This window comes from Streptomyces sp. NPDC046876 (genome assembly GCF_040645035.1).
GTDB lineage: Bacteria > Actinomycetota > Actinomycetes > Streptomycetales > Streptomycetaceae > Streptomyces.
Window position 1 is genome coordinate 120,063 of the sequence record NZ_JBEYXK010000003.1, and the last position, 24,366, is coordinate 144,428.

General features: G+C 75.8%; 19 protein-coding genes. 8 read left to right on the forward strand and 11 right to left on the reverse strand.

The annotated features are described in order from the left end of the window. Positions 1 to 136: 136 nt before the first annotated feature. The 3 genes from ABZ924_RS03240 to ABZ924_RS03250 all read left to right on the forward strand — a co-directional run bounded on the left by ABZ924_RS03240 (position 137) and on the right by ABZ924_RS03250 (position 4,129). The gene (locus tag ABZ924_RS03240; RefSeq protein WP_361903263.1) at positions 137 to 448 is read left to right on the forward strand and encodes a hypothetical protein; all 312 of its coding nucleotides are present in this window, start codon (positions 137 to 139) and stop codon (positions 446 to 448) included. 4 nt (positions 449 to 452) lie between these two features. Next, positions 453 to 2,627, forward strand: coding sequence for a helix-turn-helix domain-containing protein (locus ABZ924_RS03245; RefSeq protein ID WP_361903266.1), 2,175 nt, complete (start codon positions 453 to 455; stop codon positions 2,625 to 2,627). 254 nt (positions 2,628 to 2,881) lie between these two features. Further along, on the forward strand, positions 2,882 to 4,129 hold the full coding sequence (locus ABZ924_RS03250) for a Vps62-related protein (RefSeq protein ID WP_361903269.1): 1,248 nt from the start codon (positions 2,882 to 2,884) through the stop codon (positions 4,127 to 4,129). Positions 4,130 to 4,381: 252 nt separating this feature from the next. On the opposite strand, the gene ABZ924_RS03255 is transcribed toward ABZ924_RS03250, so the two are convergent. Continuing rightward, the gene (locus ABZ924_RS03255; RefSeq protein ID WP_361903522.1) at positions 4,382 to 4,687 is read right to left on the reverse strand and encodes a hypothetical protein; all 306 of its coding nucleotides are present in this window, start codon (positions 4,685 to 4,687) and stop codon (positions 4,382 to 4,384) included. 377 nt (positions 4,688 to 5,064) lie between these two features. On the opposite strand from ABZ924_RS03255, the gene ABZ924_RS03260 reads away from it, so the two are divergent. From ABZ924_RS03260 to ABZ924_RS03270, 3 genes are all read left to right on the forward strand, one after another. After that, a complete protein-coding gene (locus ABZ924_RS03260; protein ID WP_361903272.1) occupies positions 5,065 to 5,187 on the forward strand; it encodes a hypothetical protein in 123 nt (40 codons plus the stop codon). 64 nt (positions 5,188 to 5,251) lie between these two features. Beyond that, entirely contained in the window at positions 5,252 to 5,509 is a 258-nt protein-coding gene (locus tag ABZ924_RS03265) for a type II toxin-antitoxin system Phd/YefM family antitoxin (protein ID WP_361903275.1), read from the forward strand. Further along, positions 5,506 to 5,766 (forward strand): type II toxin-antitoxin system RelE/ParE family toxin, encoded by a 261-nt coding sequence (locus tag ABZ924_RS03270; RefSeq protein ID WP_361903278.1) that lies wholly within the window; start codon positions 5,506 to 5,508, stop codon positions 5,764 to 5,766. Before ABZ924_RS03265 ends, ABZ924_RS03270 begins: the two co-directional genes overlap by 4 nt. 28 nt (positions 5,767 to 5,794) lie before the next feature. Here ABZ924_RS03270 and ABZ924_RS03275 read toward each other — a convergent pair whose 3' ends face one another. The 3 genes from ABZ924_RS03275 to ABZ924_RS03285 form a co-directional block, all read right to left on the reverse strand. Beyond that, complete coding sequence (locus ABZ924_RS03275) at positions 5,795 to 6,583, reverse strand: thioesterase domain-containing protein (protein ID WP_361903281.1); 789 nt, start codon at positions 6,581 to 6,583, stop codon at positions 5,795 to 5,797. After that, on the reverse strand, positions 6,580 to 6,954 hold the full coding sequence (locus tag ABZ924_RS03280) for a VOC family protein (protein WP_361903284.1): 375 nt from the start codon (positions 6,952 to 6,954) through the stop codon (positions 6,580 to 6,582). Before ABZ924_RS03280 ends, ABZ924_RS03275 begins: the two co-directional genes overlap by 4 nt. Before the next feature lie 137 nt (positions 6,955 to 7,091). Beyond that, on the reverse strand, positions 7,092 to 7,991 hold the full coding sequence (locus ABZ924_RS03285) for a DUF1963 domain-containing protein (RefSeq protein WP_361903286.1): 900 nt from the start codon (positions 7,989 to 7,991) through the stop codon (positions 7,092 to 7,094). A 291-nt stretch (positions 7,992 to 8,282) separates the two neighbouring features. Here ABZ924_RS03285 and ABZ924_RS03290 point away from each other — a divergent pair, with 291 nt between their 5' ends. Beyond that, positions 8,283 to 9,821, forward strand: a complete 1,539-nt coding sequence (locus ABZ924_RS03290) for a reprolysin-like metallopeptidase (RefSeq protein WP_361903289.1) — start codon at positions 8,283 to 8,285, stop codon at positions 9,819 to 9,821. On the opposite strand, the gene ABZ924_RS03295 is transcribed toward ABZ924_RS03290, so the two are convergent. Genes ABZ924_RS03295 through ABZ924_RS03320 form a run of 6 tightly spaced genes read right to left on the reverse strand, consistent with a single transcriptional unit; the run spans position 9,757 to position 19,744 of the window. Then, positions 9,757 to 10,557 carry a formyltransferase family protein gene (locus ABZ924_RS03295; RefSeq protein WP_361903292.1) on the reverse strand — a complete coding sequence of 267 codons (801 nt, stop codon included), beginning with the start codon at positions 10,555 to 10,557 and terminating at the stop codon, positions 9,757 to 9,759. The two genes, ABZ924_RS03290 and ABZ924_RS03295, sit on opposite strands and share 65 nt — an antisense overlap. Further along, positions 10,554 to 14,306: a non-ribosomal peptide synthetase gene (locus tag ABZ924_RS03300; RefSeq protein ID WP_361903295.1), complete on the reverse strand. Its 3,753-nt coding sequence runs from the start codon at positions 14,304 to 14,306 to the stop codon at positions 10,554 to 10,556. The genes ABZ924_RS03295 and ABZ924_RS03300 overlap by 4 nt, the downstream gene beginning before the upstream one ends. A gap of 47 nt (positions 14,307 to 14,353) precedes the next feature. Then, complete coding sequence (locus ABZ924_RS03305) at positions 14,354 to 15,430, reverse strand: NAD-dependent epimerase/dehydratase family protein (RefSeq protein ID WP_361903297.1); 1,077 nt, start codon at positions 15,428 to 15,430, stop codon at positions 14,354 to 14,356. Further along, positions 15,427 to 17,766 carry an AMP-binding protein gene (locus ABZ924_RS03310; RefSeq protein ID WP_361903300.1) on the reverse strand — a complete coding sequence of 780 codons (2,340 nt, stop codon included), beginning with the start codon at positions 17,764 to 17,766 and terminating at the stop codon, positions 15,427 to 15,429. The genes ABZ924_RS03305 and ABZ924_RS03310 overlap by 4 nt, the downstream gene beginning before the upstream one ends. Positions 17,767 to 17,771: 5 nt before the next feature. Further along, complete coding sequence (locus ABZ924_RS03315) at positions 17,772 to 18,641, reverse strand: hypothetical protein (RefSeq protein WP_361903303.1); 870 nt, start codon at positions 18,639 to 18,641, stop codon at positions 17,772 to 17,774. 5 nt (positions 18,642 to 18,646) lie between these two features. Further along, positions 18,647 to 19,744, reverse strand: a complete 1,098-nt coding sequence (locus ABZ924_RS03320; RefSeq protein WP_361903306.1) for a 3-oxoacyl-[acyl-carrier-protein] synthase III C-terminal domain-containing protein — start codon at positions 19,742 to 19,744, stop codon at positions 18,647 to 18,649. A 750-nt stretch (positions 19,745 to 20,494) separates the two neighbouring features. Between ABZ924_RS03320 and ABZ924_RS03325 the strand changes: the two genes are divergently transcribed. Further along, the gene (locus ABZ924_RS03325) at positions 20,495 to 21,190 is read left to right on the forward strand and encodes a hypothetical protein (RefSeq protein ID WP_361903309.1); all 696 of its coding nucleotides are present in this window, start codon (positions 20,495 to 20,497) and stop codon (positions 21,188 to 21,190) included. On the opposite strand, the gene ABZ924_RS03330 is transcribed toward ABZ924_RS03325, so the two are convergent. Further along, complete coding sequence (locus ABZ924_RS03330) at positions 21,174 to 24,260, reverse strand: BTAD domain-containing putative transcriptional regulator (protein ID WP_361903312.1); 3,087 nt, start codon at positions 24,258 to 24,260, stop codon at positions 21,174 to 21,176. The genes ABZ924_RS03325 and ABZ924_RS03330 overlap by 17 nt on opposite strands. Positions 24,261 to 24,366: the final 106 nt, after the last annotated feature.

Sequence of the window (24,366 nt, forward strand, 5' to 3'; positions counted from 1 at the left end):
GGGTCCGGCTCGGGCATGGTGGAGGGGCGTCCGCAGGCCGTACCCGGCCGGCGAGCGGGCCCGTAGCGCCAACTGCGGGATCGCGCAGACGCGTTGCACCACCCTCCGGACCGTCGCTTTCCAAGGAGTCGTCGTCATGGTGGTTTCTGCATTTCCCCTTGTCCGCCCCCTGGGCCGGCCCTCCCCCGTCCTCGTGAAGATCCTCGTGGTCGTGGTGGTGGCCGTGGTGACCGCGGTGCTGGCCTGCCTCGGCCAGGACCCGGGTACCTCTCTCGCGGTGATCGTCATGGTCACCTCCACCGGGCTGGAGCTGGCCCGGCGGATCAGCGCCGACGTCCCCGACGCCGAGGACGCCGGCCACTCCGGGCGCGGCGGCCGGGCCGGTGTCGGGGCCGGGGTCCGGGCCGGGGTCCGGGCAGAGGTCCAGGCCGAGCGGCCCGGCCGGTAGCGGCATGGCCACGGGACGGCGGGGGCGGCCGCAACGCCCCCTCGACACCACCGTCCCGGCCCTGGCGGAGCTCGCGCAGCACCTGCGCGAGCTCCGTGCCGCGGCCGGGCTCACCCTGGACGACCTCTCCGCGACGACGCACTGGAGCAAGGGCGCCCTGAGCGCGGCCGCGAACGGGTGGCACCTGCCGCGCTGGGAGCTCGTCGAGGCCTGGGTCCTCGCCTGCGAGCCGGAGGCCAACGTGGACCTCTGGCGGGCCCGGCACGCGCGGGCCCGGGCGCAGCACCAGCGGATGCGCATCGCCCCGGCGGAGGCGGCCGGGGCTCCGGCCGGACCGGTGCCGGCGGCAGTGGCGGTGGCGGTGGCGGGCCCGGTGGACCCGGCCCCCGTACCCGCCCCGCGCGGGGCCGCCGAGCCGGCCGGCGGGCCGGGGCCCGGCTCGCTGGAACGGGACGCCTGGCGGACCCTCGCCGCGGACCGGCGGCCCTGGGGCGTCGTCGCCCATCCGGCGGCGATCCCCGTACGGTTCACCACCGTCGGACCGGATTTCACCGACACCGACACCGACACCGGGACCGGCTCGGCCGACCTCACCGGGCGCTACGACCAGATCGCGGAGGTCTTCGCCCTCACCGGCCGGCGGCGCCTGCTGATCCTCGGCGAGCGGGGCAGCGGCAAGACCCAGCTCGCCCGCCACCTGGGCACCCGGCTGCTCACCCAGGACGGCGCCGGCGCGGTCGCCGGCGGGGCCGTCCCGGTGCTGGTGTCGCTGCGCGGCTGGAACCCCGAGCGCGGGCCGGACAGCCTGTTCGCCTGGCTCGCCGACGCCCTCACCGGCTGCTCCCCCGAGGACGTGCGGACCCTGCTGGGCCGGCACCGCCTGCTGCCCCTCCTCGACGACTTCGACAGCCTGACGCTGCGGCAGCGGGCGCGGGCCCTGAGCATCTTCAACCAGCTGCCCGAGCAGGCGCCGTTCGTGCTCGTCAGCGGCTGGGCGGAGTTCACCCGGGCGGTGGAGCACACCGACACCGTCATCGCCGGCAGCAGCGGGGTGCGGCTGCGGCCCGTCGGCGTCGGCGACCTCGACGGCTGGATCCAGCGCAGCTCCCGGTCCCGTAGCAAGGAGCAGGACTGGGCTCCCGTACTGGCGGCTCTGGCCGCACGGCCCGAACTGCCGGCCGCCGGGGTCCTCGCCGATCCGACGCTCGCCGGGGCCGCCCGGCTGCTGTACACCGACGGGCGCGCCGATCCCGCCGAGCTCGTCGCCGAGGACGCGAGCGCCGAGGCCCTCGCATCGCGCCTGGTACAGCACCTGTTCGCCGTCTTCCCCCCGTACGCGGTCCGCGGCCGGGGCGGCGGCGGGCGCCGCGAGCGGCACCGGCACCTGGCGCTGCACCTGCTGGCCCGCAGGGAGCAGGAGGAGGGCGGGCCGGTCGGCGACCTGCGGGTGCTGTACCGGGGGCGGCGTACGGCGCGGCGCCGGGCGGCCGTGCAGGCGGCACTGCTGGGCCTGTTGGCCTGGCTGCTCATCGACATTGCCGGGTCGATCGACACTGCGGGCGGGTACGGCTCCGGTTCGTCCCTGACGGAGTTCGGGTTCTTCATGGGGCTGCTGCTCGGGGCGGGGTGGTACGTCTACCTGCGCCACCGCCTCGACGAACCGCGCGGGCGCACGGACCCCTTCGGCCGGGTGGGTCTGTGGGCGGTGCGGGCCGTTCCCCCGGCGGTGGCTGCGCTGCTCGTGCTGGCGGTCGAGCCCGACGTGGGGCAGCCTCTCGGCTTCTGCATGGTGGGGGCGGCGCTGGTGGGTGCGGTGGGGCTCGCGGAGCGGGCCGTCCGTGAGCGGGGGGCGGATGGAATACCGGGCGAGTTGGCGCTGCTGCTCGCCCTGCTGCTGCTGGTGGGGGCGGGGCCGCGCGCCTCCTTCGTCGCACTGGTCGCCCTGGTGCCCTTGTGGCTGGGGGTGGCGGTGACCGGTTACTGGCTGCGGGCGCTGTTCGCCTCGCGGTTCGCGCTGTGGCGCCTGTACCCGCCGGCCATCGCAGAACTGCTCGGCGATGCCACGGGCCCGGAGGTGCTGCGGGCGGGGCCGCACGGCTGGTCCTTCAACCACCCGGCCGTGGCACGTTGGTACCGCGACACCCCGAGCCTGCCGGAGGGGGACGCCGAGGGGGCGTGACCGGGCCCTCGGTGTCCGCGGCGACGGTTGCGACGAGCGGTGCCGTCAGCGCGTTGCGAAGCGCCACACAAGAAGACGGCCCCGCTTGAGGCGCCTGTTGTCCTGCCCGGTCGGTGCGCCGGACGTGCTCCCGAGAGCTTGGGGGTGCGCTCCGCCGGTGGAGTGAAGGCAGTCCATGTGCAGGGGGTGTCCATGAGCGAATCGGATCAAGGGGTCTCGTCATGCACGGACGAGTCCCGCCGAAAGGAGTGCTCGTGGCCCAATCGATGGTTTTCGGCGAGCTGGAGCTTGCCTTCACCGATCAGTACAGCTGGCGGTGGGATGACGAGAGCACGGGGGGCAAGTACTGGGTGAGCTTCTGGCACCCGAAGCCGCCGGAGGGCTTCCACGCGCTGGGGTCGGTCGTGCTGCCCGCGTGGGGGTCGGAGAACCTGAACCCCAAGACCTCCAGCAAGGTCAAGGAACACGTGGTCTCGCTGTGCGTGAAGAGCGGTCCGGCCGAGACAAGCGAGGGCAAGAAGCCTCCGCTGGCGCATCCCGAGGACTACACCGTCGTGTGGAAGGACGTGGGCAGCGGCGGCAAGCACTACGGCGCGTGCTGGCGGCCCATCGCGCCCGGCGGCTACGTGGCGATGGGCTGCGTCATGTCGGAGAACACCTACGACAAGCCCGCGCTGACGGACGTGATGTGCGTGCGGGAGGACCTCACGCACATGGCGGACCTGAAGTGGGTCTACGAGGACAAGGGCACCGGCGCGAAGGACTACTTCAGCGTGTGGGCGAATCAGGTGCCGCCCGCCTACCAGGACGGACGAGACGGCGGCCACCGGGCGCTGGTCGCACCGAACACCTTCACCGCGGCATCGAGCTGGGACGAGCCCTCCCGGGGAGCGCCGGAGCGTCGGGTCCTGTGCATCGAGATGCCGGTGGAGGAGAAGCCGCATCCGGACGGGTTCCCGAAGCTGACGGGCAGGACCCGGCCGGCCGACCGCACGCCGGAGACGACGGTCAACGCGGTGTGGGTGCCGTTCATGGCCGTGAAGGACGACGACAAGTCGGCGTCGTGGAAGCTCGCGAACTCCCCGTTCTACCGGATCGAGCGCCGGGCCTCGTGGTACATGCACCGTTTCGTCAACAACACCACCAGCAGCCCGCAGTCCGTCTCGGAAACGGTGACGGTCGGCGTGGAGAAGGAAAAGAGCGACACCTTCAGCGCTGAAGTGGGCATCTCCCTCAGCGCACAGGTAGGCGTCAGCTCCGGCATCGCCAGCGCCTCGGTCACCACCACCTACAGCCTGGCACTGGGCTACTCACGCAGCACCGCCACCAAGAACCTCGAACACAAGGCGGTGACCCACACCCTGACCGCGCCCCCGAACAAGGCCGCCGCCATGTGGGTCGGCGACCACACCATCCGGGTCACTCGCAAGGACGGCACGGTAGTGGGCACACCCCTCACCTTCCACGGAGACAGCACCCACTTCGACGAGTTCCCCGACTAGCCGGCACGGCAGGACCAGGGAGGGGCCCCCGCTGCAGTGCGGGGGCCCCTCCCTGCAGCGGGCCGCCGCAAAGGGGCGGTCAGCCGGCGGGGGCCGGGAGTTCGGCGGCGAGGCCGCGCAGGAGGGCGTGCAGGCCGTGCTCGAAGGTCTGCTCGGGCGCCGCGTTGTACTCCGCCGCCGGGGTGCCGAGGCGGGCGCGCAGGCGCGGGAAGACCTGGGCGACCTCGGTCGCCTTGGCGAGGGTCTCCTCGATCAGCTCCTCGGGGTCGCCGCCGTCGCGGTCCGGCCGCCGGGTCGGCGAGGCGGTGGCCGAGGCTCCGAGGGCGCTGACCGAGCACGTACGTGAAGACGGCGGCCCCCGCCCGGTCCGCGGCCGGGCCCGGGAAGCCGGCCTTCTCGTAGAGGGAGAGGCTGTGGTCGTCGTGGTGCGACTTGGTCGGGGAGGCCGATCTCGTCCCAGACGCGGTCGCCGGCCAGGAGGACGAGCTCGTCCTTGTTCTTGACGTGCCAGTGGAGGGCGGTTGCGACGGTGCCGAGCCGCTTGCCGAGGCTGTGCATGTTCAGGCCTTCCAGGCCCTCTTCGTCGAGCAGTTCCACGGCGGTGGTGACGATCTGCCGCTACGGGGCCGCCGCGACCCGTCGGGCCGAGGCCGAGCTGCGGCGCCAGGGGGTGCCGACCACGGTGCTGGGGGGCAACGGGATGCGGTTCGACGCCGGAGGCCACGAGACCCGGGCCCCGTCAGCCTCGCGGCGGCGGCCGCCGGCTCGGCCGGCCTGCTGCCGGCCGGCGTCTCCTGGGCCGGGAGCGCGGCCTGGATCGTGGGGGCGGTGCTGCTGCTCGTCAACGCCGTCATCCTGTGGAGCAACCTGACCGCCGCGGCGTCGGTGACCGCCGCGTTCCGGCGCAAGGGCGACCCGGACCTGGCCGGGATGACGTGGCCGCCCTGCTCGCCGCCGCGGAGGCCGGGTTCCCGGCGTGGGTGTGGGTGCTGCAGAAGGCGCGGCACGTGGTGGTCTTCGCCGGCGCGGCCGCGGCCCTCGCCACGCTGGTCCTCTGAACCCGGTGCCGCGGCCCCGCGCCGACACCTACGCCACCCGCGCGGCGAGCGTACGGTTCTGCCCATGAGCGACACTCTGCCGATCACCGAGGCACGGGCGAGGTTCGGGGCGCTGGTGCGGCGCGCCTCCCAGGCCCGCGAGCGCATCACGATCACCCACCGCGGCCGCCCGGCAGCCGTGCTCATCAGCCCCCATGAGCTCGCCGACCTCGAGGACGCCCTGGCCCTGGCCAGGTACCGCGAGCGCCGGGCGGCGGCCGCGGCCGCGCCGGCTGTCCCGCACGGGGACGTCCGCGCCCGGCTCGGCCTGGCGCGCGGGTGACGTACGAGATCGTCTGGGACGAGGCCGCCATCGACGCGGCCGCCCGGTTCCTCGGGCACGACCCCGACGGCCTGCGCCAGTTGATGGACGCCGTTGACCTCCTCGCCGATCAGCCCCGCCCCGATGGCAGCACGCCGTACGCTTCCCCGGACCTGCGCCGGACGCACGTGGGGCGCTACCGGGTGATGTACGAGATCACCGAGACCGCCGAGGCCACGGGCACCATCGTGGTCCTCCACGTCGGCCGGCTCGGCTGACGGCGCAGCCCGTGCGCCGGGTCAGACCCTAGGGGCGCGGCCGGCCGGCGGGGGCGGGGACGGCTGCGGCGACCAGGTGCACCAGCTCCTCCTCGCGGCCCTGGAGCCAGAAGTGGCCCCCGGGGAACACCCGGGAGGTGAAGGCGCCCGTGGTGAGCCCCGCCCACGTGGACAGGGATCCGGGCGGGCAGCCGGCGTCGCGGTCGCCGCCGAACGCGGTGAGCGGGACGTCCAGCCGTACGGGCTGCGGTGCCGGCCGGTAGTCGGTCAGCAGCCGGACGTCGGCCCGCAGGGACGGCAGCAGCAGCTCCCGCAGCTCGGGGATTTCGAACACCTCGGGATCGGTCCCGCCCTGGCGGCGGGTGAAGGCGACCAGCGACTCGTCGTCCAGCGCGGGCAGGCTCCTGCGTTCGGCGCTCGGCGCGGGTGCGGCGGTCGCGGAGACGAACAGGTGGACCGGCGGGGCCCCGGGGGCGTTGCGCGCCAGCCGGACGACGGTCTCGTACGCGACCAGCGCGCCCATGCTGTGCCCGAAGACGGCGGTGGGCAGTTCGGGGAGCCCGGCGAGCACGGCGGCGACGGCGTCGGCCAGTTCCGCCATCGACTCGATGCACGGCTCGGCCAGCCGGTCCTGGCGGCCGGGGTATTGGACGGCCAGCAGCTCGGTGCCCGCGGGGAGGTGGCGGGCCCAGCCCTGGTAGGCGCTCGCGGCGCCGCCGGCGTGCGGGAGGCAGACGATGCGGGAGGTGGCGGCGCCGGCGGCGGCCCCGCCGTCAGCGGCAGTGAATCGTTTCAGCCAGCGTGCTGCGTCCGTCACCCGAGCTCACCGCGCTCCACGCAGAACTCGTTGCCCTCCGGGTCGGCGAGGACGACCCAGCCGGTGCCGTCCGGGCGGGTGCGGTCCGCGACCGGGCGCGCCCCGAGGCCGACCAGCCGCTCCACCTCCTCGTCCCGGGTCCGTCCGGCGGGCTTGAGGTCGAGGTGGACGCGGTTCTTGGCCGTCTTGCCCTCCAGGACCTGCACGAAGAGCAGCGCGGGACCGCCCTCGGGGTCCCGGATCCACGCCTCGGGGTCGCCCGGCTTGTCGTCGTCGGCCAGCGGGCGGCCCAGCAGCCGGCTCCAGAACAGGCCTAGCTCGTACGGGTCGCCGGTGCAGTCGAAGGTGATGGTGCGGATGCTCGGATACATGGCTCTCCGTGTGGGGAAGGGAGTTCGGGACGGCCCGCCGGCCGGCGGCGGCCGCTCCCAGGATGCCGTGCCGGCCGTCCGGAAGCCCGACCTTTTCCCGGAGATCCCGATCAGCGTCGCCGTGGAGCGGCCCGGGGTCAGGAGCAGTCCGAATGGTAGGCGTACGGACGGTCGGGGCAGCGGCGGCAGTCGAAGAGGTAGATGCCGCCCATGTCGCCGAGCATGAGCCCCGGCGGGCACTGGATCCGGGTCCGCTCCTCGTAGGGCAGGTCCCAGACGGTGCCCGTGGCGGGGGTGTCCTCGACGGGCAGCCAGGTGCGCCAGCTCTCGCCGTCGAACTCGCAGCTGTTGACGGTGAGCAGGTGCTCCATGCGGTGTCCGCAGCCCGGGCAGTCGGGCCAGTACGGGTCCTGCGTCCAGGTCGGGTATCCGCCGGCCTTGATGCCCTCGGACACCGAGAGGTGGGACCAGTACGACCAGCCGGTCTCCTCCTCCAGCTGCTCGAACCGTTCCTCCAGGGCCTCGGAGACCTCCTCGGGCAGGTCCCGGTTCGGGTAGTCGACGACCCGCTCCGGGTGCAGGGCGCACGGGTCCGGGAGGTAGTCGTCGGCGGCGCCGGCCGGGCGGGGCGGCTCGGCCGTGCGCGGGTCGGCGCAGTCGGAGGCGGACCTCCAGCGCAGCTCGGGGCGCGGGACGTAGCCGGCCTCGTGGTCGAAGGGGCACCACAGCACCTGGAGGAGGTCCGTGCCGGGCGGGAACGGCAGTTCGGGGACGTCGGCGGCGAAGAGCTGGAGCACCGGCACGAGGGGAAGCGGCTCCGGCGCCGGCGGCGGGGAGAACGCGGTCCGCGGGTGGTCGTCCTCGCAGTGCGGCCACGGCTCCGCGCGCGGCCACAGCAGGGGCCCGCCCATCGAGCTGTCCCGCACCCCGGGGGCGCCGGGCCGGGGGTGCAGGCGCACGGCGTCCCGGCGGTGGGCGGCGACCTCCGGGAACAGCGCCTCCACGTCGAGGGGCCGCGGCGGGGTGGTACGGGGCATCGGGCGGGCTCCTCGGGGCACGGGGCGGCGGCGCAGCGGACGGCGGGACCTGCTCGGCGGGCGGGCCCGGCCGCGGGCGCGCACCGCCGGCGCAGCCCGCAGCGTATCCGCCCCCACTGACGGCGCCGCGCCGCCCCCGCCCGCGTGCCGTGCTGCGGGCAACTACGCCCCCGCGCCCGGGGCGTGCGTCCCACTGTGTGGGGGACGCGGCGGGCGGCGTCGGGGTGAACTCCGGGCGGGGGGCGGGTGTCGGGCGTGCGGGGGTTGCCGCCGCCCCGGCATGTGGGGGGCATGCCCGGACGCCCCCTGCTGCTGCTCTGCAGCGCGCTCGCCGTCGCCTCCTGCCTCCTCGCCTCCGCCCCCGGCGGGGCCGGCGCCCGCCCCCGCGCCGAGCCGGTCCCGGTCGACGAGGTGCGCCGCCGGACCATCACCGTCGACCGCGCCGAGTACGCCGACCTGTGCGCGGGCCCGCGCGAGGGCCGGCCGCTGGAACACACCGTCAGCTTCTTCCCGGACGTGTCCGTACGGGCCGTCGCCGAACGCATCGAGCCCAGGGACGCGGCCGGCACCGTCAGCTTCGCCGGCCACGACGCGGACCGCCCCGAGCGCACCGTCTACCTCAACGTCACCGGGGCCTGCGACGCCGACGGCGAGCCGGTCGCGGTCGACGCCCTGTACGACCGCGGCGACCGGGTGTTCCGGATCGCGCCGCTGCGCGACGAACCCGGCAAGGCCCTGGTCACGGAGGAGGATCCGGCGCTGCGCGAGCGCCCGGCCGCCGACGACGCGGACGAACAGTACGCCCCGCCGGGCGGCGGTGCGCCGCGGGCGCGGGCGCCGCGGACGCGCGCCGCCTCCGACAAGCCGGTCGTCATCGACATGGTGGTCGGGTGGACGCCGAAGGCCGAGTGGGCCATGGGCGGCGCCGACGGCATGCTCAACCGGGTCGCGTACGCCGAGTCGACCATCAACCAGGCGTTCGCGGACAGCGGGGTGCGGGCGAGCGTGGACATCGTCGCCACCTACCGGGCGGACTACTACGGGGACGAGACGGCCTCCGTGGTCCACGGCAAGCTGTCCGATCCGCGCGACCCGGAGCTCGGGGCGTACGCCTCGCAGGTGCGCGAGGCGTACGGCGCCGATCTCGTCGGCCTGATCGTGCAGGTCCCGGCCGGCACCAGCACCGGGCAGGGCAGCCTGCCGATGCCGCCGAGCGAGAGGAGCGACGCCCAGGCCCACTCGGTCACCGATGTCCACTCGATCGTCGACTGGTACAACTTCGGGCACGAGGTGGGCCACAACCTCGGCCTGTGGCACGACCGGACCACCCTCGACCAGCAGGCGGGCGGCGCCGACTACCGGCCGTACCTGACCACCCCGTACAGCACCGGCTACGTCACCCCGGACCGGCGCTGGCACACGCTGATGGCGTACTCCAGCGCCTGCGGGCAGCCGTGCTCGGCGGTCAACCAGTACTCCAACACCGCCAACACCTGGTGGGGGCAGCCGCTGGGCGACGCGTACGACGACAACGCCGCGGTCGCCCGGCTCACCGCGCCGATCGTCGCGGGCTACCGGACGCCGACCCGGGCGCGCGTGCGGTACGGGCTGGAGGCGGCGGCGCGGCCGGCGGAGGGCGGCACGGTCCGGCCGACCACGTGGGGGCCGTACCGGCCGGGTACGGGCGTCACGGTGACGGCGGTGCCGAGCCCGGGCTACCGGTTCTCGGGGTGGGTGGTGGACGGCGTCCCACAACCGAATCCACTCACGTCGCATTTCCTGACGATGAATCAGAAGCGTACGGTGACCGCAGAGTTCGTTCGGCTGTGAGCCCGGGCCGCGGCCGCGGCCCCGGCCCGGGGCCGAGGCGGTCCAGCGCCGCGGCCAGCTCCGGGGCGTGGGCGGCGAAGGGGCCGAGGTCGGTGGCCCGGGCGAAGGCCGGGGCGTGCCGGTGGTCCGCGAGGCGGGCGAGGGTGCGCAGGCCGTGGTACGCGGACGGGCGGGGCGGCGGGGCGGGTGAGGTGGGTGAGGTGGGTGGGACGGTCGGGGCGAGGCCCGCTGCGACGGCGGGCAGGGTCTCCTCGAAGAGGCTCTGGCAGGCGCGGACGCCGCGCAGCATCACCTGGTGGAAGCGGTCCTCGGGCCCGAGGGGGAAGCGGTGCTCGGCGAGCACCGGCCCGGTGTCGATGCCCGCGTCGACCTCGTGGACGGTGGCACCGTACGCGGTGTCCCCGTTCAGCAGCGCGAACAGGACGGCAACGGACGGCAGTCCGCGGTGCTGCGGCAGCAGCCCGTTGTGGACGTTGACGATGCGCAGGCCCAGGGAGAGCAGCGGCTCCCGGAAGATCTGCCGGTTGTTGACGGACCAGACGATCCCGTCGGTGCAGGCGGTCGACAGCTCGGCGGCGCGGGTGTTGACGTCGGGCGCGGCCAGGTGCGGGGTGCCGGGGCCGGCGGCCGCGGCGTCGAGCGGGTCGGCGGAGCAGACGAGGTCGACGCGGTGGCCGCGGGCGGCGGCGTGGGCCACGGCCCGGCGCAGCAGGGCGCCCTCTCCGACGAAGATCATGCGGGTGCCTCCTCGCGGGCGGCGGTGAGCCGGGCGCAGACCTGGCCGAGGGTCAGGTCGCGGACCAGGCAGGCGAGGTCCTCGGTGAAGCGGCGGGCCTGGTCGGGGGTGAGCAGGTCGGCACTGACCGCGCTGAGCATCTCGACGAGGGCGAGGGAGTCGCCGCCGAGGGCCTGGAAGTCGGAGTCGGCGCGCAGGCCGGCGGCGTCCACGCCGAGGACGGCCGCCCAATGGCCGGCGACGCGGGCGCGCAGGGCGGCGGGGGTCGGGGGCGGCCCTGCGGCATGGGGGGCGTGAGGGTCGTGAGGGTCGTGGGAGGCGGCCGGTGCGGCGGAGAAGGGGTCGGGGAGGGCGTCGAAGTCGGTCTTGCCGCTGAGGGTGGTGGGCAGGGCCTCGACGGTGACGACATGGGCCGGGACCAGGTGGCCGGGCAGGCGGCGGGCGAGCTCGGCCCGCAGGGCGTCGGCGGTGACGGCGGGGGCGGTGGCGGCGTCGGTGTCGGTGTCGGTGTCGGTGTCGGTGTCGTTCGTGGCGGCGGTGGCGGTGGCGGTGGCGGTGGGGACCGCGTACGCGACGAGCACCGCTGCCGTCGGGGCCGGCGCCGAGGCCGTGGAACGGGTGCCGGACGGCGGTCGGCGGCGCACGGTCACCGCGGCGCGGGCCACGCCCGGGAGGGCCTCCAGGGCGGCGGCCACTTCGGCGGGCTCGATCCGGTACCCGGCGATCTTCACTTGCCCGTCGGCGCGTCCGGCGAACGCGACGGCCCCGCCGGGCAGGCGGCGGCCGAGGTCGCCGGTGCGGTACGCGCGCACGCCGTCGGGCCCGGTCGCAAAGGGCGAGGAGGCGTCGGCCTCCCGGGCGGTGTGGCCGAGGTATCCGCGGGCGACCTGTACGCCCCGTACGACGATCTCTCCGATGCGGCCGGTGTCGCCCGGGCCGGTGCCGAGGGTCTCGCCGTCCTCGGTGACGAGGTCGACGCGGGTCCCGGGGCCGGGGGTGCCGAGCGGCAGGGAGGGGCCGGTCTCGGTGTCGTCCACGACGTGGGCGAGGCAGGCGACGGTGGCCTCGGTGGGCCCGTAGCCGTTGATCACCCGGCAGTCGGTGCCGAAGGCTGTGTACGCGGAGCGGACGGCTGCCGGGGTGAGCTCCTCGCCGCCGAGCAGCAGGGTGCGCAGCCGGCCGCCGCCGTCGCCGCCGAGGAGGGCGAGGTGGGACGGCGTCAGCGCGAGGGTGTCGGCGCGGTGCTCGCCGACGAGGGCGCGCAGGACGGCCGGGGACGGGGCGTCGGGGGCGAGGACGGCCGTGCCTCCGGCGAGGAGCGGGAGGAAGAGGGGGAAGCAGGAGATGTCGAAGGCGTAGGAGGAGGCGAAGCCGAAGCGGGTGCCTTCGCCGACCCGGCACAGCTCGGTCATCCAGCGTACGAAGGCGACGAGGCCGCGGTGCTCGACGAGGACGCCCTTGGGGCGGCCGGTCGAGCCGGAGGTGTGCATGACGTACGCGAGGTCGCCGGCATCGGGGGCGGTGGCGGCGGCCGGGGCGGTGCGGGCGGGGTGCGAGGGCATGGCCGGGATGTCGTCGACGGCGAGCAGCCCGCCGGGGACGAACGGGGCGAGCCCGGCGGCCAGGTGGCGGCGGGTCAGGGTGAGGGGGGCGGCACAGCCGTGCAGGACGTCCCGGATCCGGGCGCCGGGGTGGGCCGGGTCGAGGGGTACGTAGGCGGCGCCGGCCTTCAGCACCCCCCACAGGGCGCAGACCCCGGCCGGCGTCCGGTCGACGACCAGCCCGACCGGGTCCCCGCGCCGTACCCCGCGGCGCACGAGCTCGGCGGCCACCTCGTCGGACCGCCGGTCGAGCGCGGCGTACGTGACCGCCCCGCCGGGCCCGTCGAGCGCCACGGCCCCGGGGGTCCGGGCCACCTGCGCCCGGAACAGGTCCACGACGGTGACGCCGTCCGGGGGCGGGACCGCCTCCGGGCCGGCGACGGCTGCGGGCCCCACCGAGGTTGCGCCCGCGCGGGGTTCGCCTGCCGCGGCTCCCGGTCCCGCAGAACCCGCACGGAGCTGCCGCTCCTGCGGCGCCTGCGGGCGCGGGGCTGCGGTCGCCTCCGGCCGGCGCGGCGGCGCGGTGGTAGTGGCGGTGGTGGTGTCGGTGGTCAGGCGGGCGAGGACCGCGTCGAAGAGGGCGTCCGCGTGGGGGCGCAGGAGGGGGTCCCGGGCGCGGAGGCCGAGCGTGATCTCGGTCCCGGTGCCGGTTTCCGCGGCGGCGAACGACAGCGGGACCAGCGGTGCGTGCACGGGCAGCGCGTACGCGGTGGCCGCGGTGAAGCCGCCGCCGGACAGCTCGGCGGGGTCCAGCCGGCCGAGGTGGGAGACCACCGCCGAGGCCAGGTGGCGGTCGGTGCGTACGGCGGCGGCCTGGGCGGTGCGCAGCAGGGCGGCCACCGCCGGCAACGGGAGCCGGGCCAGGCCCGCTTCGAAGCCGGCGGCGAGTTCGCCGCCGTCGGCGAGCGCGGCCAGGAGCCGGCTGTGGGCCGCGGCCCAGTCCCGGCCGGGGCGCAGGTCCAGGAAGAGCGGGAGGGTCAGGTTGCCGGTCGCGGCGAGCTGCGGGCGGTGCCGGCGCAGGTCCACCGGGACCATGACACGGGTGTCGAGCCGCGTGGTGTCGGCGAGGGCCTGGGCGAGGCGCGCGGTGAGCGCGGGGTGCCGGCCGGGCAGGGTGCGGCGCAGCCACAGGGTCTGCGGGGCGGCCCCGGCCGTACCGCGGCCGAGCGGCGAGGGCCGGCCGGGGAAGGGGGCCGGGCGGCGGGGGCCGCGGGTATTAACGGCGTTAACGCCCCCGCGCGCCCCTGTGCCCGCGCCGGCTCCGGCTCCGGCTCCGGCTCCGGCTCCGGCTCCGGCTCCGGCTCCGATGGACGCGCCGGAAGCAGTGCCCGTGCCGGTGCCCGCTCCCGATTTCGCTCCCACGCCTGCCTCGACGCCGGTGCCGGGACCTGGGACGGCGCCGGTGCCCGCGCCGGGGCCGCTGGCCGTACCGGGACCAGTGCCCGTGCCGGTGCCCGCGTCGGGGTCGGCGCCGATGCCGAGGCCGGTGGCCGTGCCCGCAGACGCGCCTGCGCCGGGGCCGGCGCCCGTGTCGGAGAGGGCGGGGAAACCGCCCTCGGCTGCCGGGGAGTCGGGGGCTGCGCGGTGGGCGCGGTTGCCCCGGAAGGCGGCGCGCACTGCCTCGAGCGGGGCGGGGCCCGGGCCGCGGCGGGTGCGGGCGCCGCGCAGGGCGTGCAGGAGGGCGTGGTCCGTGTCGGGGGCGGTTGCCGGGCGGGCGGGTTCGTCGCGCAGGGCGCGGTAGACCTCGCGGACCCAGGTCAGGGCGCCGTGGCCGTCCATCACGGCGTGCGAGGCGCTGAAGACCACCGTGGTCCGGGTCCCGCCCGCGTCGGGTACGACCAGCACTTCGCAGCCGGGTGCGGCGTCCGGGTGCGCACGGCCGGTCAGCAGCCGGGCGGTCTGCGGGTCCGAGGGGTCGAAGCCGCCGGCCGCCTCGGGCGCGTACGCGATCCGCGGGAGCGGGCCGTCGGCCACCCACAGGGCGCCGCGGCGGCGCAGCCGCGATCCGGGGCAGGCCTCTGCAGCCCGCGCCACGGCGGCCCGGAGCCGATCCGGGTCGGGTACGCCGTCGCCCTCGACGACGATCCGCAGGGCCATGGCGCCGCGGGCCTGGCCTGCGGCGAGGTACAGGCGTTCCGTCGGGGACACCGGCCTGCTGTGCAAGGGGGCAACCTCGGGGTGAGGGTTCTGGTTCTTCATCGGGGGCTGGTTCCTCGGGTGGCCGGGGTGCGGGTGCGGGCGGTCCAGGCGGGGACGCCGCCCTGCGAGGCCACCCAGCGCGCCAGCTCCCGCAGCCCGTCGGCGCGGGTGCGGGTCGGCTCGTAGCCGAGGTCGCGGCGGGCCGCCCCGATGTCGTACGTCGTCGAGCGGGTCAGCAGGGCCAGCATGTAGCGGCTGAGCGGCGGCCCCGCGGGCGCGTCGGGCCGCAGCCGCCAGGCGGCCTCCACCGCCGCGGCCAGCGCGCGCCCGACCGGCAGGGGGATCCGGCGGCCCGGGGGCGGGCAGCCGAGCAGCCCGGCGACCTCGGCGAGGAACGGCCACAGGTCGGTGGCCTCGCGGTCGGCGACGAAGTAGGCGCGTCCGCCGATGCGTTCGGGGTCGGCCGAGACGGCGGCCCGCAGGCAGGCGTCGACGGCGTGGTCGACGTGGCAGAGCGAGACCAGCACCCGCTTGCCGCCCGACAGGTCGGGGAGCCGTCCGGCGTGCATGGCGGCGACGAGCTTCGGCAGGAACCCGGCGTGGTCGCGCGGCCCCCAGATGCCCCGCGGGCGCACCGCGCAGGTGGTGAACCCCGGGGCGTCCGCGGCCCGTACGTGCTGCTCGGCGACGGCCTTGGTGGCGCAGTAGTCGTTGAACCAGCGCGACGGGTACGGGGTGCTCTCGTCGATGCCGAGCCGATCCCCTTCGCGTACGCGCATGAGCGCGCTCGGGCTCGACACGAACACGAAGCGCTTCGCCCCGGCGGTACGGGCTGCCGCCATGAGGCGCAGCGTGCCGGTGACGTTCGCGGCCGTGAATGCCGCGCGGCTGCCGTGGTCCACGACGCGGGCCGCGCTGTGCACGACGGCGTCGCAGCCCTCGGCGGCGCGCACCAGGGAGTCGGGGCGGGTCAGGTCCCCGGTGGCCAGTTCGACTCCGGGCAGGGCGCGCAGCCGGGCCGTGTCGCTGCCGGGGCGGACCAGAGCCCGTACGCGGTGGCCCTCGCGCAGGCAGCCGTCGACGAGGTGGCCGCCGAGGAAGCCGGTGGCGCCGGTGATCAGGATCTGCTTCACAGGGCCCGCCACCAGGTCGCGCCGTAGAGCATGGTCAGGGCGGCCGCGGCCGGGCGGGGGACGCCCGCGGCGCGGGCCCGGGGCAGGGCGAGCGGTAGCTGGGCGGCGTGCCCGGCGATGCTCAGGACGGCGTCGGTCCACCACAGGCCGCGCAGCAGGCGGGAGTCGGGGGCGCCGGCCGTGGCGGCCAGGGCGGCCCCGCCGAGGAGGTACGCCCAGCCGGCGAGCGGCACGAGCCGGGGCGCGCCGGCGCGGGAGAGCAGCGGTGCGGGCGGGGTGAGGCGGCGCTCGGCCCAGCGGGCCAGCTCCTCGCGGCCGATCTTGGCGTTGTGCCGGATGTCGACGGGGAAGCCGGGGTGCCGGAGGAACTCCTCCAGGCCGGTCGTGGGGGCGTGGGCCCCGGCCAGGTCGCGCAGTTCGGCGACGAGGCGCTGCCAGGCGGCCGGGTCGAGCTCGGCGCCGCCCTCGGTCTCCACGCAGACGACCGGACGCTGGGCGCGGGGCCGGTCACGGCCGCCCTGACCGCCCCGGCCGCCGCCGGCGGCGCTGGCGCCCCGGCCGCGGCCCCAGCCGCTGTCGGTCCGGGGGCGGGAGTCGGGCCCGGCGGCGGGTCCGGTGCTTCCCACGCCGACGAGAGCGGTACGGCGTACCAGCGGGTGGGCGTTGAAGACGCCCTCGCAGCGCACGGTGTGCAGGTCCCGGTGCTCGGCGCGGACGCGCTGGGCCGCGCGGCCGCAGAACCAGAGCCGGCCGTCCTCGTCGAGGTAGCCGAGGTCGCCGGTGCGGTGCCAGGTGCGGGGCGCGTCCGTGGCCGGGGCGGCCGCGGCGTGGTCGTGCTGCGGCGCCTCGGCGACCTTGTGCAGCCGGTCCGCATCCGGGGCGCGGTGGTAGCGGGGGCTGACGGAGTCGCCGTGGACGGCGATCTCGCCGACCTGCCCCGCGGGCAGGGGCGTTCCCGGCCCGAGCGGCGGCATCGGCCCGTCGGTGACGGGCAGGATCACCACCCGTGTCCCGGGCACGGGCCGCCCGACGCAGGTCCCGGCTCCTTCTGCGGCCCGCGCGGCGGTCCCGCCGTCGGTTGCGGCCGTACCCCCCGGGGTGGCGGGGTCGGCCGGCCGGGTGGCCCGGCCGGGCTCCGGACCGCTGTCCGCAACGCGGGCGGCCGGGTCCGGGCCCAGTATCTCCGCCGCCTCGATCGAGGTGATCGGGAGGACCTCCGTGGCGCCGTAGGTGACGTGGATGCGCGCGCGGTCGTCCAGGACGCGGCGCAGGGCGGCCACCGTGGCGTCGGGGACCGGGGCGCCGCCGCCGACGACGCAGCGCAGGGCGGGCAGCGGGTGGCGGCCCGGCCCGGCGGCCGTGAGGTGGGCCGCGAGGGTGCGCAGCAGGGCGGGCGAGGCGAACATCGTGGTGACGGCGAACCGTTCCAGCGCGTCGACCACGAGCTCGGGATCGGCCTGGGCCACCCGGGAGGGTGCCAGCGGGGCGAGGACGAGGGTGGATCCGTAGACGAGGTCCAGGACGCCGTAGAACGGGAGGGTGACCAGCGAGGTGTCCTCGCGGGTGCGGCCGTGGACGGCCTCGATCTGGCGGGCGATGGACAGCGCCATGCGGTGGGTGTACTCGACTCCCTTGGCGGGGCCGGTGCTTCCGGTGGTGAAGCCGATCATCAGCAGGTCGTCGCGGCCGGCCGCCGCGGGTGCGGCCCCGCCGCTGCGGCGCGGGCCGGCGGCGCCGAGGGCGCGTACCGCGGTCAGGGTGCGGGCGCGGCCGAGCCGGTGCCGGCCCAGGGTGACGGGCACGCGCACCTCGGCGAAGGTGCGCCGGCCCAGCACCCGGGCCAGGTGGGCGAGCGGCGGGCCGATGAACGCCTCGGCGCCGACGGTGCGGTAGCAGTGCAGCATGCGGCGCACGCCCATGCCGGGGTCGACGACCACCGGTACGGCGCCGACCCGGAACAGGGCGAAGGCGAGGGCGAACAGCTCCGGTCCGGGCGGGGCCATCAGGACGGTCCGGGTGCCCTTGGTGATGCCGGCCCGGGTGAAGCCGACGGCCAGTTCCTCGACGGCCTGCTGGAGGGCGCCGTAGGTGAGGGTGCGGTAGCGGGGCCGCGGGCGGGGGCGGTCGCCGCGCCGGTGAGGGCGGTACGGGCCCTCGGGGTGCACGACGGCCGGCTTGTCTGGGAAGGCCCGGGCGTTGCGCTCCAGGAACGCGGCCAGGCTCTGCGGGTCGGCATCGGGACGGGTGTCGGGACGGGCGTCGGGACGCGCGTCCGCCTGGGCGCCCGTCAGGGATGCGGTGCGGGTCGCCGTCGTACGGGGGGTGGTGGCTGCCATGGCGGTCACCACCCCTGCGGCCGGTAGGAGGCGCAGGCGGCGGATCCGGCGCCCGCGGTCACGAAGAGCAGGCCGTCGCAGTCCTCGGGCCGTACGCCGTCCAGGGCGCGCCGGTAGCCGAGGACCGGGGCTGCGGTGTGCGGCTCGCCCGTGAGCCCCTGTGGCCCGTCGGCGGCTGTAGTGCGCGGTCCGACGACCAGGGTCCGGTCGAGGTCGAGTCCGAACTCCTCGGCGTACGAGGCCACTGCGGCGGCGGCGAGTTCGCCGGCCCGGGTCTCGTGGCCGGGCGTACGGCGCACGGTGATGCGGGAGCGGCCGGCGGTGCCCATGGTGTCGAGGTCGAGGTAGCCCTCGGTGTCGAAGGCCCCGTCGGCGCCGTCGGCGCCGTAGTGGCGGACGGGCCCGAAGCCGGTGCCGGGGTCGGCGGCGCGTTCGAGGAGCAGGGCGCCGGCCAGGTCGGCGTACGGGTAGTCGGGGTCGGCGGCGGCGTTGCCGCCGGGGTGGACGTCGGCGGCGGTGATGAGCAGCCGCTCGGTGGTTCCCGTCGCGAGGAGGGCCTGCCCGGCCTGGACGGCGCTGAGCACGCCGCAGGCACCGTTCATCAGGTCGAAGGAGAAGCCCGGGGAGGGCTGGGGGTCGGCGAGGTAGTCGAGGTTGATGCCGACCTGCTTCTGGACCAGGGCGGAGAGGGCCGGTTCGAAGGTGTTGTGCTCGCGGTAGACGCCGACGTTGATGAGGACGCCGACCCCGGACGCGGAGACGCGGGCGCTGTCGAGGCAGCTGCGGGCGGCGCGGCCGGCGAGGTCCACGGCCGAGGCGGGGGTGCCCGGGTCGGTGTGGGTGGCGGTGGCGGCGGCGGTGATGACGATGCCCATGCGGCTCACACCCCCGCGCTGGTGATCGTGGCGGACAGGGCGCCGGTGACGACGCCGGAGGCGGCGGGCACCAGCAGGTACTTCGCCCCGGTGGCGGCTCCGGGGGCGGCTCCGGAAGCGGCCCCGCTGCCGGAGGCGCCGGCGCGGAGGTGCTCGCGCAGCGTCAGGAAGTGGGAGGTGGTCGCGGTGTTGCCGTACCGCTCCACGACGCGCGGCGACGGCGGCATGGGGGCGCCGAACTCGGCCTCGGCCGTCTGGTTCACGTAGTCGATGAAACGCGCGCCGACCTGGTGCTGGATAACGTAGTCGAATTCCTCGTCGGCGAAACCGCGGCCGTCCTTGGCGAGGAAATCCGCATGGAATCGAGGCCAGAGTTTCAGCCGTTCGCGGTCGTGCATCTTCTTGTTGTCGGTGTAGAGGGCGATTCCCTGGGTGCGGTCGCTCGGCATTCCCATGCACAGGTGGGAGTATTCCGAGCAGGTCATGAGCTCGATGTAGTGGATCCGGTCGGCGGCGTCCACCGATGCGTCGAGGATGACGGCGGCCGCGGAGTCGCCGACCGAGAGGGAGGCGAACTGCGGGTCGTAGGAGTCGCCGACCTCGGCGGCGGCGGTGCTCGCGACGCGGGTGGCCTGCTCCCCGCTGACGACCATGCCGGTGCGCACCGCGCCGGAGCGGATCATGCGGTCCAGGAGCCAGACGCCGGTCATCATGCCGGCGCAGGCGTTGGAGACGTCGAAGCCGATGGCGGCGCGGGCGCCCAGCTCCTTGGCCAGCATCCCGGCGAAGGAGGGCTCGAAGTGGAAGCGGCTGCCGTCCTTCACGCGGGTGATGGAGGCGCTGATGACGACGTCGAGGTCGACCGCCCGGTGGCGGGAGACGGCCAGGCAGTCGCGGGCGGCGGCCAGGGCCATCCCGAAGGAGTCCTCCCCGGCGGCCGGGTCGGGGTCGTGGACGCGGCGCTCGGCGACGCCGGTGATCCGCTCGACGTCCGCACCGCCCAGGCCGGGCGCCAGCGCGGCCAGTTCGGGGGTGGTGAGGACTCCGGCGGGAAGAAAGGCGCCGAGGGCCTCTATTCGGCTGCGGCGCTCGGTGGTACGCATATTCGCCCTCCATGGCGATCCGCCGGGCGCGCCCTCGGAATGGGCGTGGGGCGGGAAATGGCAGAGGGTTGTCTGTTACTGACGGACAGTGAAGTTACCGTAGCGTACGGATTTACTGGGGCCGGGCCGGGAGCGGTCGGAACGCCGACTTCCGATCGATATCAGCCAATCCCTTGGAGGTCGAATTCACGTCGGGGGCGGGGGTGCGGGCCCCCCGGCCGGGCGCTCCGGGCTCGGGGCCGGGAGTTCCGGCCCGCTCCTGCGCGCCGCCCCGGCCGCGCCTGCGCCGTGCTCGGCCGACGCAAAAGATGTCCGGAATCGCCCGGTCCGTCTTGACCGTGCGCTCGGGATCCGGTTGGGAACGGTTCGGGAACGGATGCGGGCAGGATCGGCGGGACGTCGCTTGCAGGAGGAGGTTGCGGGGATGCGGTCCACTGAGATCGGCCCGTCGGTCGTGCCGTTGTAGGGCTGGAGCCCGGCTTGCGGGGCGGGGGCGGCCCGTGCCGGTGCCGCTGCGCGGAGCCTTCTCCCCGCCCCGCCCTTTCTCCGTATCCCGGGGCTCCGCCCCGGACCCCGTTCGCCTCAAACGCCGGCGGGGCTGGGAGGGTGGCCAGCGGGGTGGGTGGTGAATCCTTTAGCCGGTACGACTGTTCCACCCGGGTGGGTGGATGGGTCCGGGCGGGGGCGGGTGGGGGAGGGAGCCGACCCTATAAAGGGGCCGTCATGTTGATCAACTGATGGGCTCTCACCGTGTTGCAGGCAGCTTTCCGGGTCCTCGCCGCCGTCTCCCTCGTTTCCGCCGCCGCCATCGCACCGGCCACCGCGGCCCCCGTCGCGGCCGACGACGAACTGACCCGGCCCTGCGGGCCGACCGTCGACTACCGCCCCTGGGACTGGTACCGCACGACCACCGACAAGTCGATCCACCGTGACGTCGCGGCCGGTGCGGCCGACGAGCGCTGGCAGTGGCGCAGCGACACCAACACCCTGTGGCGCGGCGACACCAGGGAGACCGTCGAGGAGATCTTCCAGACCGGCTTCACCCCGCGCGGCAGCGCGCTGACCCCGCTCGCCGAGTACATCGTCAAGGGCGGCGGGCAGAACAGCGCCCACCTGAGCACCAGCTGCGAGAAGTGGGTGGCCCAGAAGTTCGCCACCTACGGAACGGCCAAGACGGGCTGGGTGTACGAGATCTACGCACCCGGCGGCATCGACGTCAACGCCACCGCGCACCTGAACGGCTACAACTCGCCGTACCTCTGGAACAAGGAGATCGACTTCCCCGGCGGCGTCAAGGGCCAGTACATCAAGGGCGCCTGCAAGTACCACCTGACCCGCACCGACCCCGTGACCAAGGTCAACACCTACGAGGAGCTCGGCTGCAAGGACAACGCCGGCTTCGACCCGTCCAAGGTCGACGTGGGCGCCCTCACCGCCGCGCGCTGAGAGCGGGGCGGGTGAGGGATTCCTGGATGGCTGTGGCCCGTGCGCGGTGGGAGCGGGCGCTGTCCGCTTCGCCCATGGCGTCCAGGGCCAGGGCCATTCCGTGCAGGGCGCGGGCCGCCTCGATGCGGTAGGTGATGGCCTCCGCGTTGCGGTACGCGCTCTCGTGCAGCTCGCGGGCCCGTTCGTGGGCGCCGCGCAGGTGGTGGACCCGGCCGAGGACGTTCTCCACGGCCGCCTGCCGCATCGCCGTCCCCTTCGAGCGGATCAGGGTGAGGGAGCGCTCGGCGTACTCGGCCGCGCGGTCGGGGGCGCCCGTGCGCTGGAACGCCTCGGCGGCCAGGGCGAGGGCGAGGGCGAGGTTCTCCGGCATGCGGCAGTCGTCGGCCAGCTCCATGGCCCGTTCCACGGTGGCGAGGGCCTCCCGCTCCTCGCCGAGGGCCAGTTGGGCGATGGCCAGGTCGTTGAGGGCCGATATCTCCTCGGCACCGCTGCCGGCGCGCCGGCTGAGCAGGACGGCCCGCCCGGCGGCCTCGGCGGCCTCGCGGTGCCGGCCCGTCCAGGTGTACACCGAGCTGAGGTTGCACAGGGTGTACGCCTCCTGGCGGGCGTCGGCCAGTTCGCGGTGCAGCGCGGCGCCGCGTTCGAGGTGGCGGCGGGCGCCGTCGAGGTCGCCGAGGAAGCTCTGCAGCAGGCCGAGCAGGGTCAGGCACACCGCCTCGCCGCCCCGGTCGGCGAGGCCCGCGGCGAGGTCGAGGGCCTCGGCGGCGGCGGTGATGCCGTCCTGGAAGCGGCCGAGCTTGCAGCGGGCGACGGCCTGGTTGGACAGGCTCACCCGCAGCAGCCGGGGGTCGGCGAGCCGGCGGGCCGCGGCCACGGAGACGTCCGCGACCCGCTGGAACTCCTCCAGCTGGCTGCGCGAGTTGAGGTGGAAGATCAGGTTGCGGGCGAGCTGGGCGGCGTGCCGGGTGAAGCCCAGCTGCTCGGCGCGCTCCACGGCGTTCAGCAGGGCGCCCTGTTCACGTTCGAACCAGGCCTCCGCCTCGGCGCTGTCCGCGAGGGCGGGGAGTTCGGTCGGGCCCGCGCCGTACCGGCTGCCGCCACCGCCGGACGGGGCCCGGCCCGGGAAGAGGATGCGGCAGGCCTCGTCCGCGGTGGCCAGGTAGTGGTCGAGCACCCGCTCGAAGGCGGCCAGCTCCTCCTGGCGGGTCCGCCCTCCGTGCAGGCCGTGGGTGAAACTGCGGACCAGGTCGTGCAGGACGTAGCGGCCGATCTCGCACTGGCCGACCAGGTTCATGTCGAGGAGGTGCTCCAGCGCCTCCTCGGCCGCGCGCAGCCCGGTGCCCAGCAGCGCCGCGGCCGAGTGGATGCCGATCTCGCGGCCCGGGTGCAGCCCGATCAGCCGCAGCGCGTCGCGGTGGGCGGTGTCCATGGCCTCGTAGCTCAGCTGGAGGGTGGCCTTGACGCTCTGGTCGCCGGAGCTGAGCTCGTCCATGCGGCGGGTCTCGTCGCCCAGCCGGTCCACGAGATGGCTCAGGGTCCAGCGGGGGCGGCTGCGCAGCCGGGCCGCGGCGATCCGCAGGGCCAGCGGCAGGTGCCCGCACAGCGTGCCGAGTTCGGCGGCCGCCGCGGACTCGCTGCGCACCCGCTGCGCGCCCAGCACCCGGTGGAGCAGGGCGAGGCTGTCGGGCGGCGGCATCGTCCCGATGCTGATCCAGTCCGCGCCGTCGAGGCCGGTCAGCCGGCTGCGGCTGGTGACCAGCACCAGGCAGCCGGAGGAGGCCGGCAGCAGCGGCCGGACCTGGGCGGCGTCGGCCGCGTTGTCCAGCAGCAGGAGCACCCTGCGCCCGGCCAGCGTGGCCCGCCACAGGGCGGTACGGCCGTCGAGGTCCTCGGGTACGCGCTCCCCCGGCGTGCCGAGGGTGCGCAGGAGGGAGCCGATGACGGTGCCCGGCCGGCGCGGGCTCTCGCCCGGGGAGAAGCCGCGCAGGTCGGCGTAGAGCTGCCCGTCGGGGTAGTCGGCGGCCAGCCGGTGCGCGGCGTGCAGGGCGAGGGCGGTCTTGCCGCTGCCGCCCATGCCGTCGATCCCGAAGACGTGGGCGGCGGCGTCCGGCAGTTCGGGGCGGGCCAGCAACCGCCGGACCTCGCGCTCGCGGCCGGTGAAGTCGGGCAGGTCCGGCGGCAGGGTACAGGGCGCGCCGGCCCGGAGCGCGGACAGGGCCGGGGACAGGGGCCGGGCCGGGGACAGGGGTGGGGCCGGGGACAGGGCCGGGGCCGGTTCGGCCGGCGCGGGGGCGCGGCTGTCCGGCGGTGCGGGCGGGGCCAGTTCGGGGCTGTCGCGCAGGATCGCCTCGTACAGCCGGGTCAGCCGGGGGCCCGGGTCGATGCCGAGGTCCTCCACCAGCAGCTCGCGGACCCGGCCGAACTCGGCGAGGGCCTCGGCCTGGCGGCCCGAGCGGTACAGGGCGAGCATGAGGTGGCCGCGCAGGGTCTCCCGCAGCGGGTGTTCGGTGATCAGCTCGCGCAGGTCGCCGATGAGTTCGCCGCTCTCGCCGAGCGCCAGGCGCAGTTCGACGAGCTGCTCCACCGCGGTGATCCGGCGCTCCTCCAGGACGGCGGAGGCCGCGGCGATCACCGGTCCGCAGTCCGCGTGCATGACCGGGCCGCGCCACAGGGCGAGCGCGCTGCGCAGGTGGTCGGCGGCCTCGGCGGGCCTGGCGGCGTCGAGGGCGCCGCGGGCCTGCTTCAGACGGAGCGAGAAGAGGGTCAGGTCGAGCCGGCCCGGTTCGACGTCCACCCGGTATCCGGGCCCCTCGGTGACGATCACGGAGGCGCCGCCCGGGATGCGCCGGCGCAGGTCGGCGACGGCTTTGCGGACCTGGTGGGCGGCGGTGGTCGGCGGCTCGTCGTCCCAGGCGGCGGCGACCAGGCGGGACACCGGGACCATCCGGCCCGGTTCGAGCAGCAGGGTGGCGAGCACCCGCGCCGGGATGGGGCCGCCCGGGCGCAGCCGTGCGCCGCCGACCCTGACCTCCAACGGTCCCAGCACCGCGAAGCTGACGTCGCCGCTCACCCGGTCCCCCCGATCCGCCGAGAACTGCCGAGATTCGGATGCTAGGGGAGACGCGGCCGGAGGGAACCAGGGCGCCGGAGCGGGCGGGCGCCGCTCTCCAGCGCTC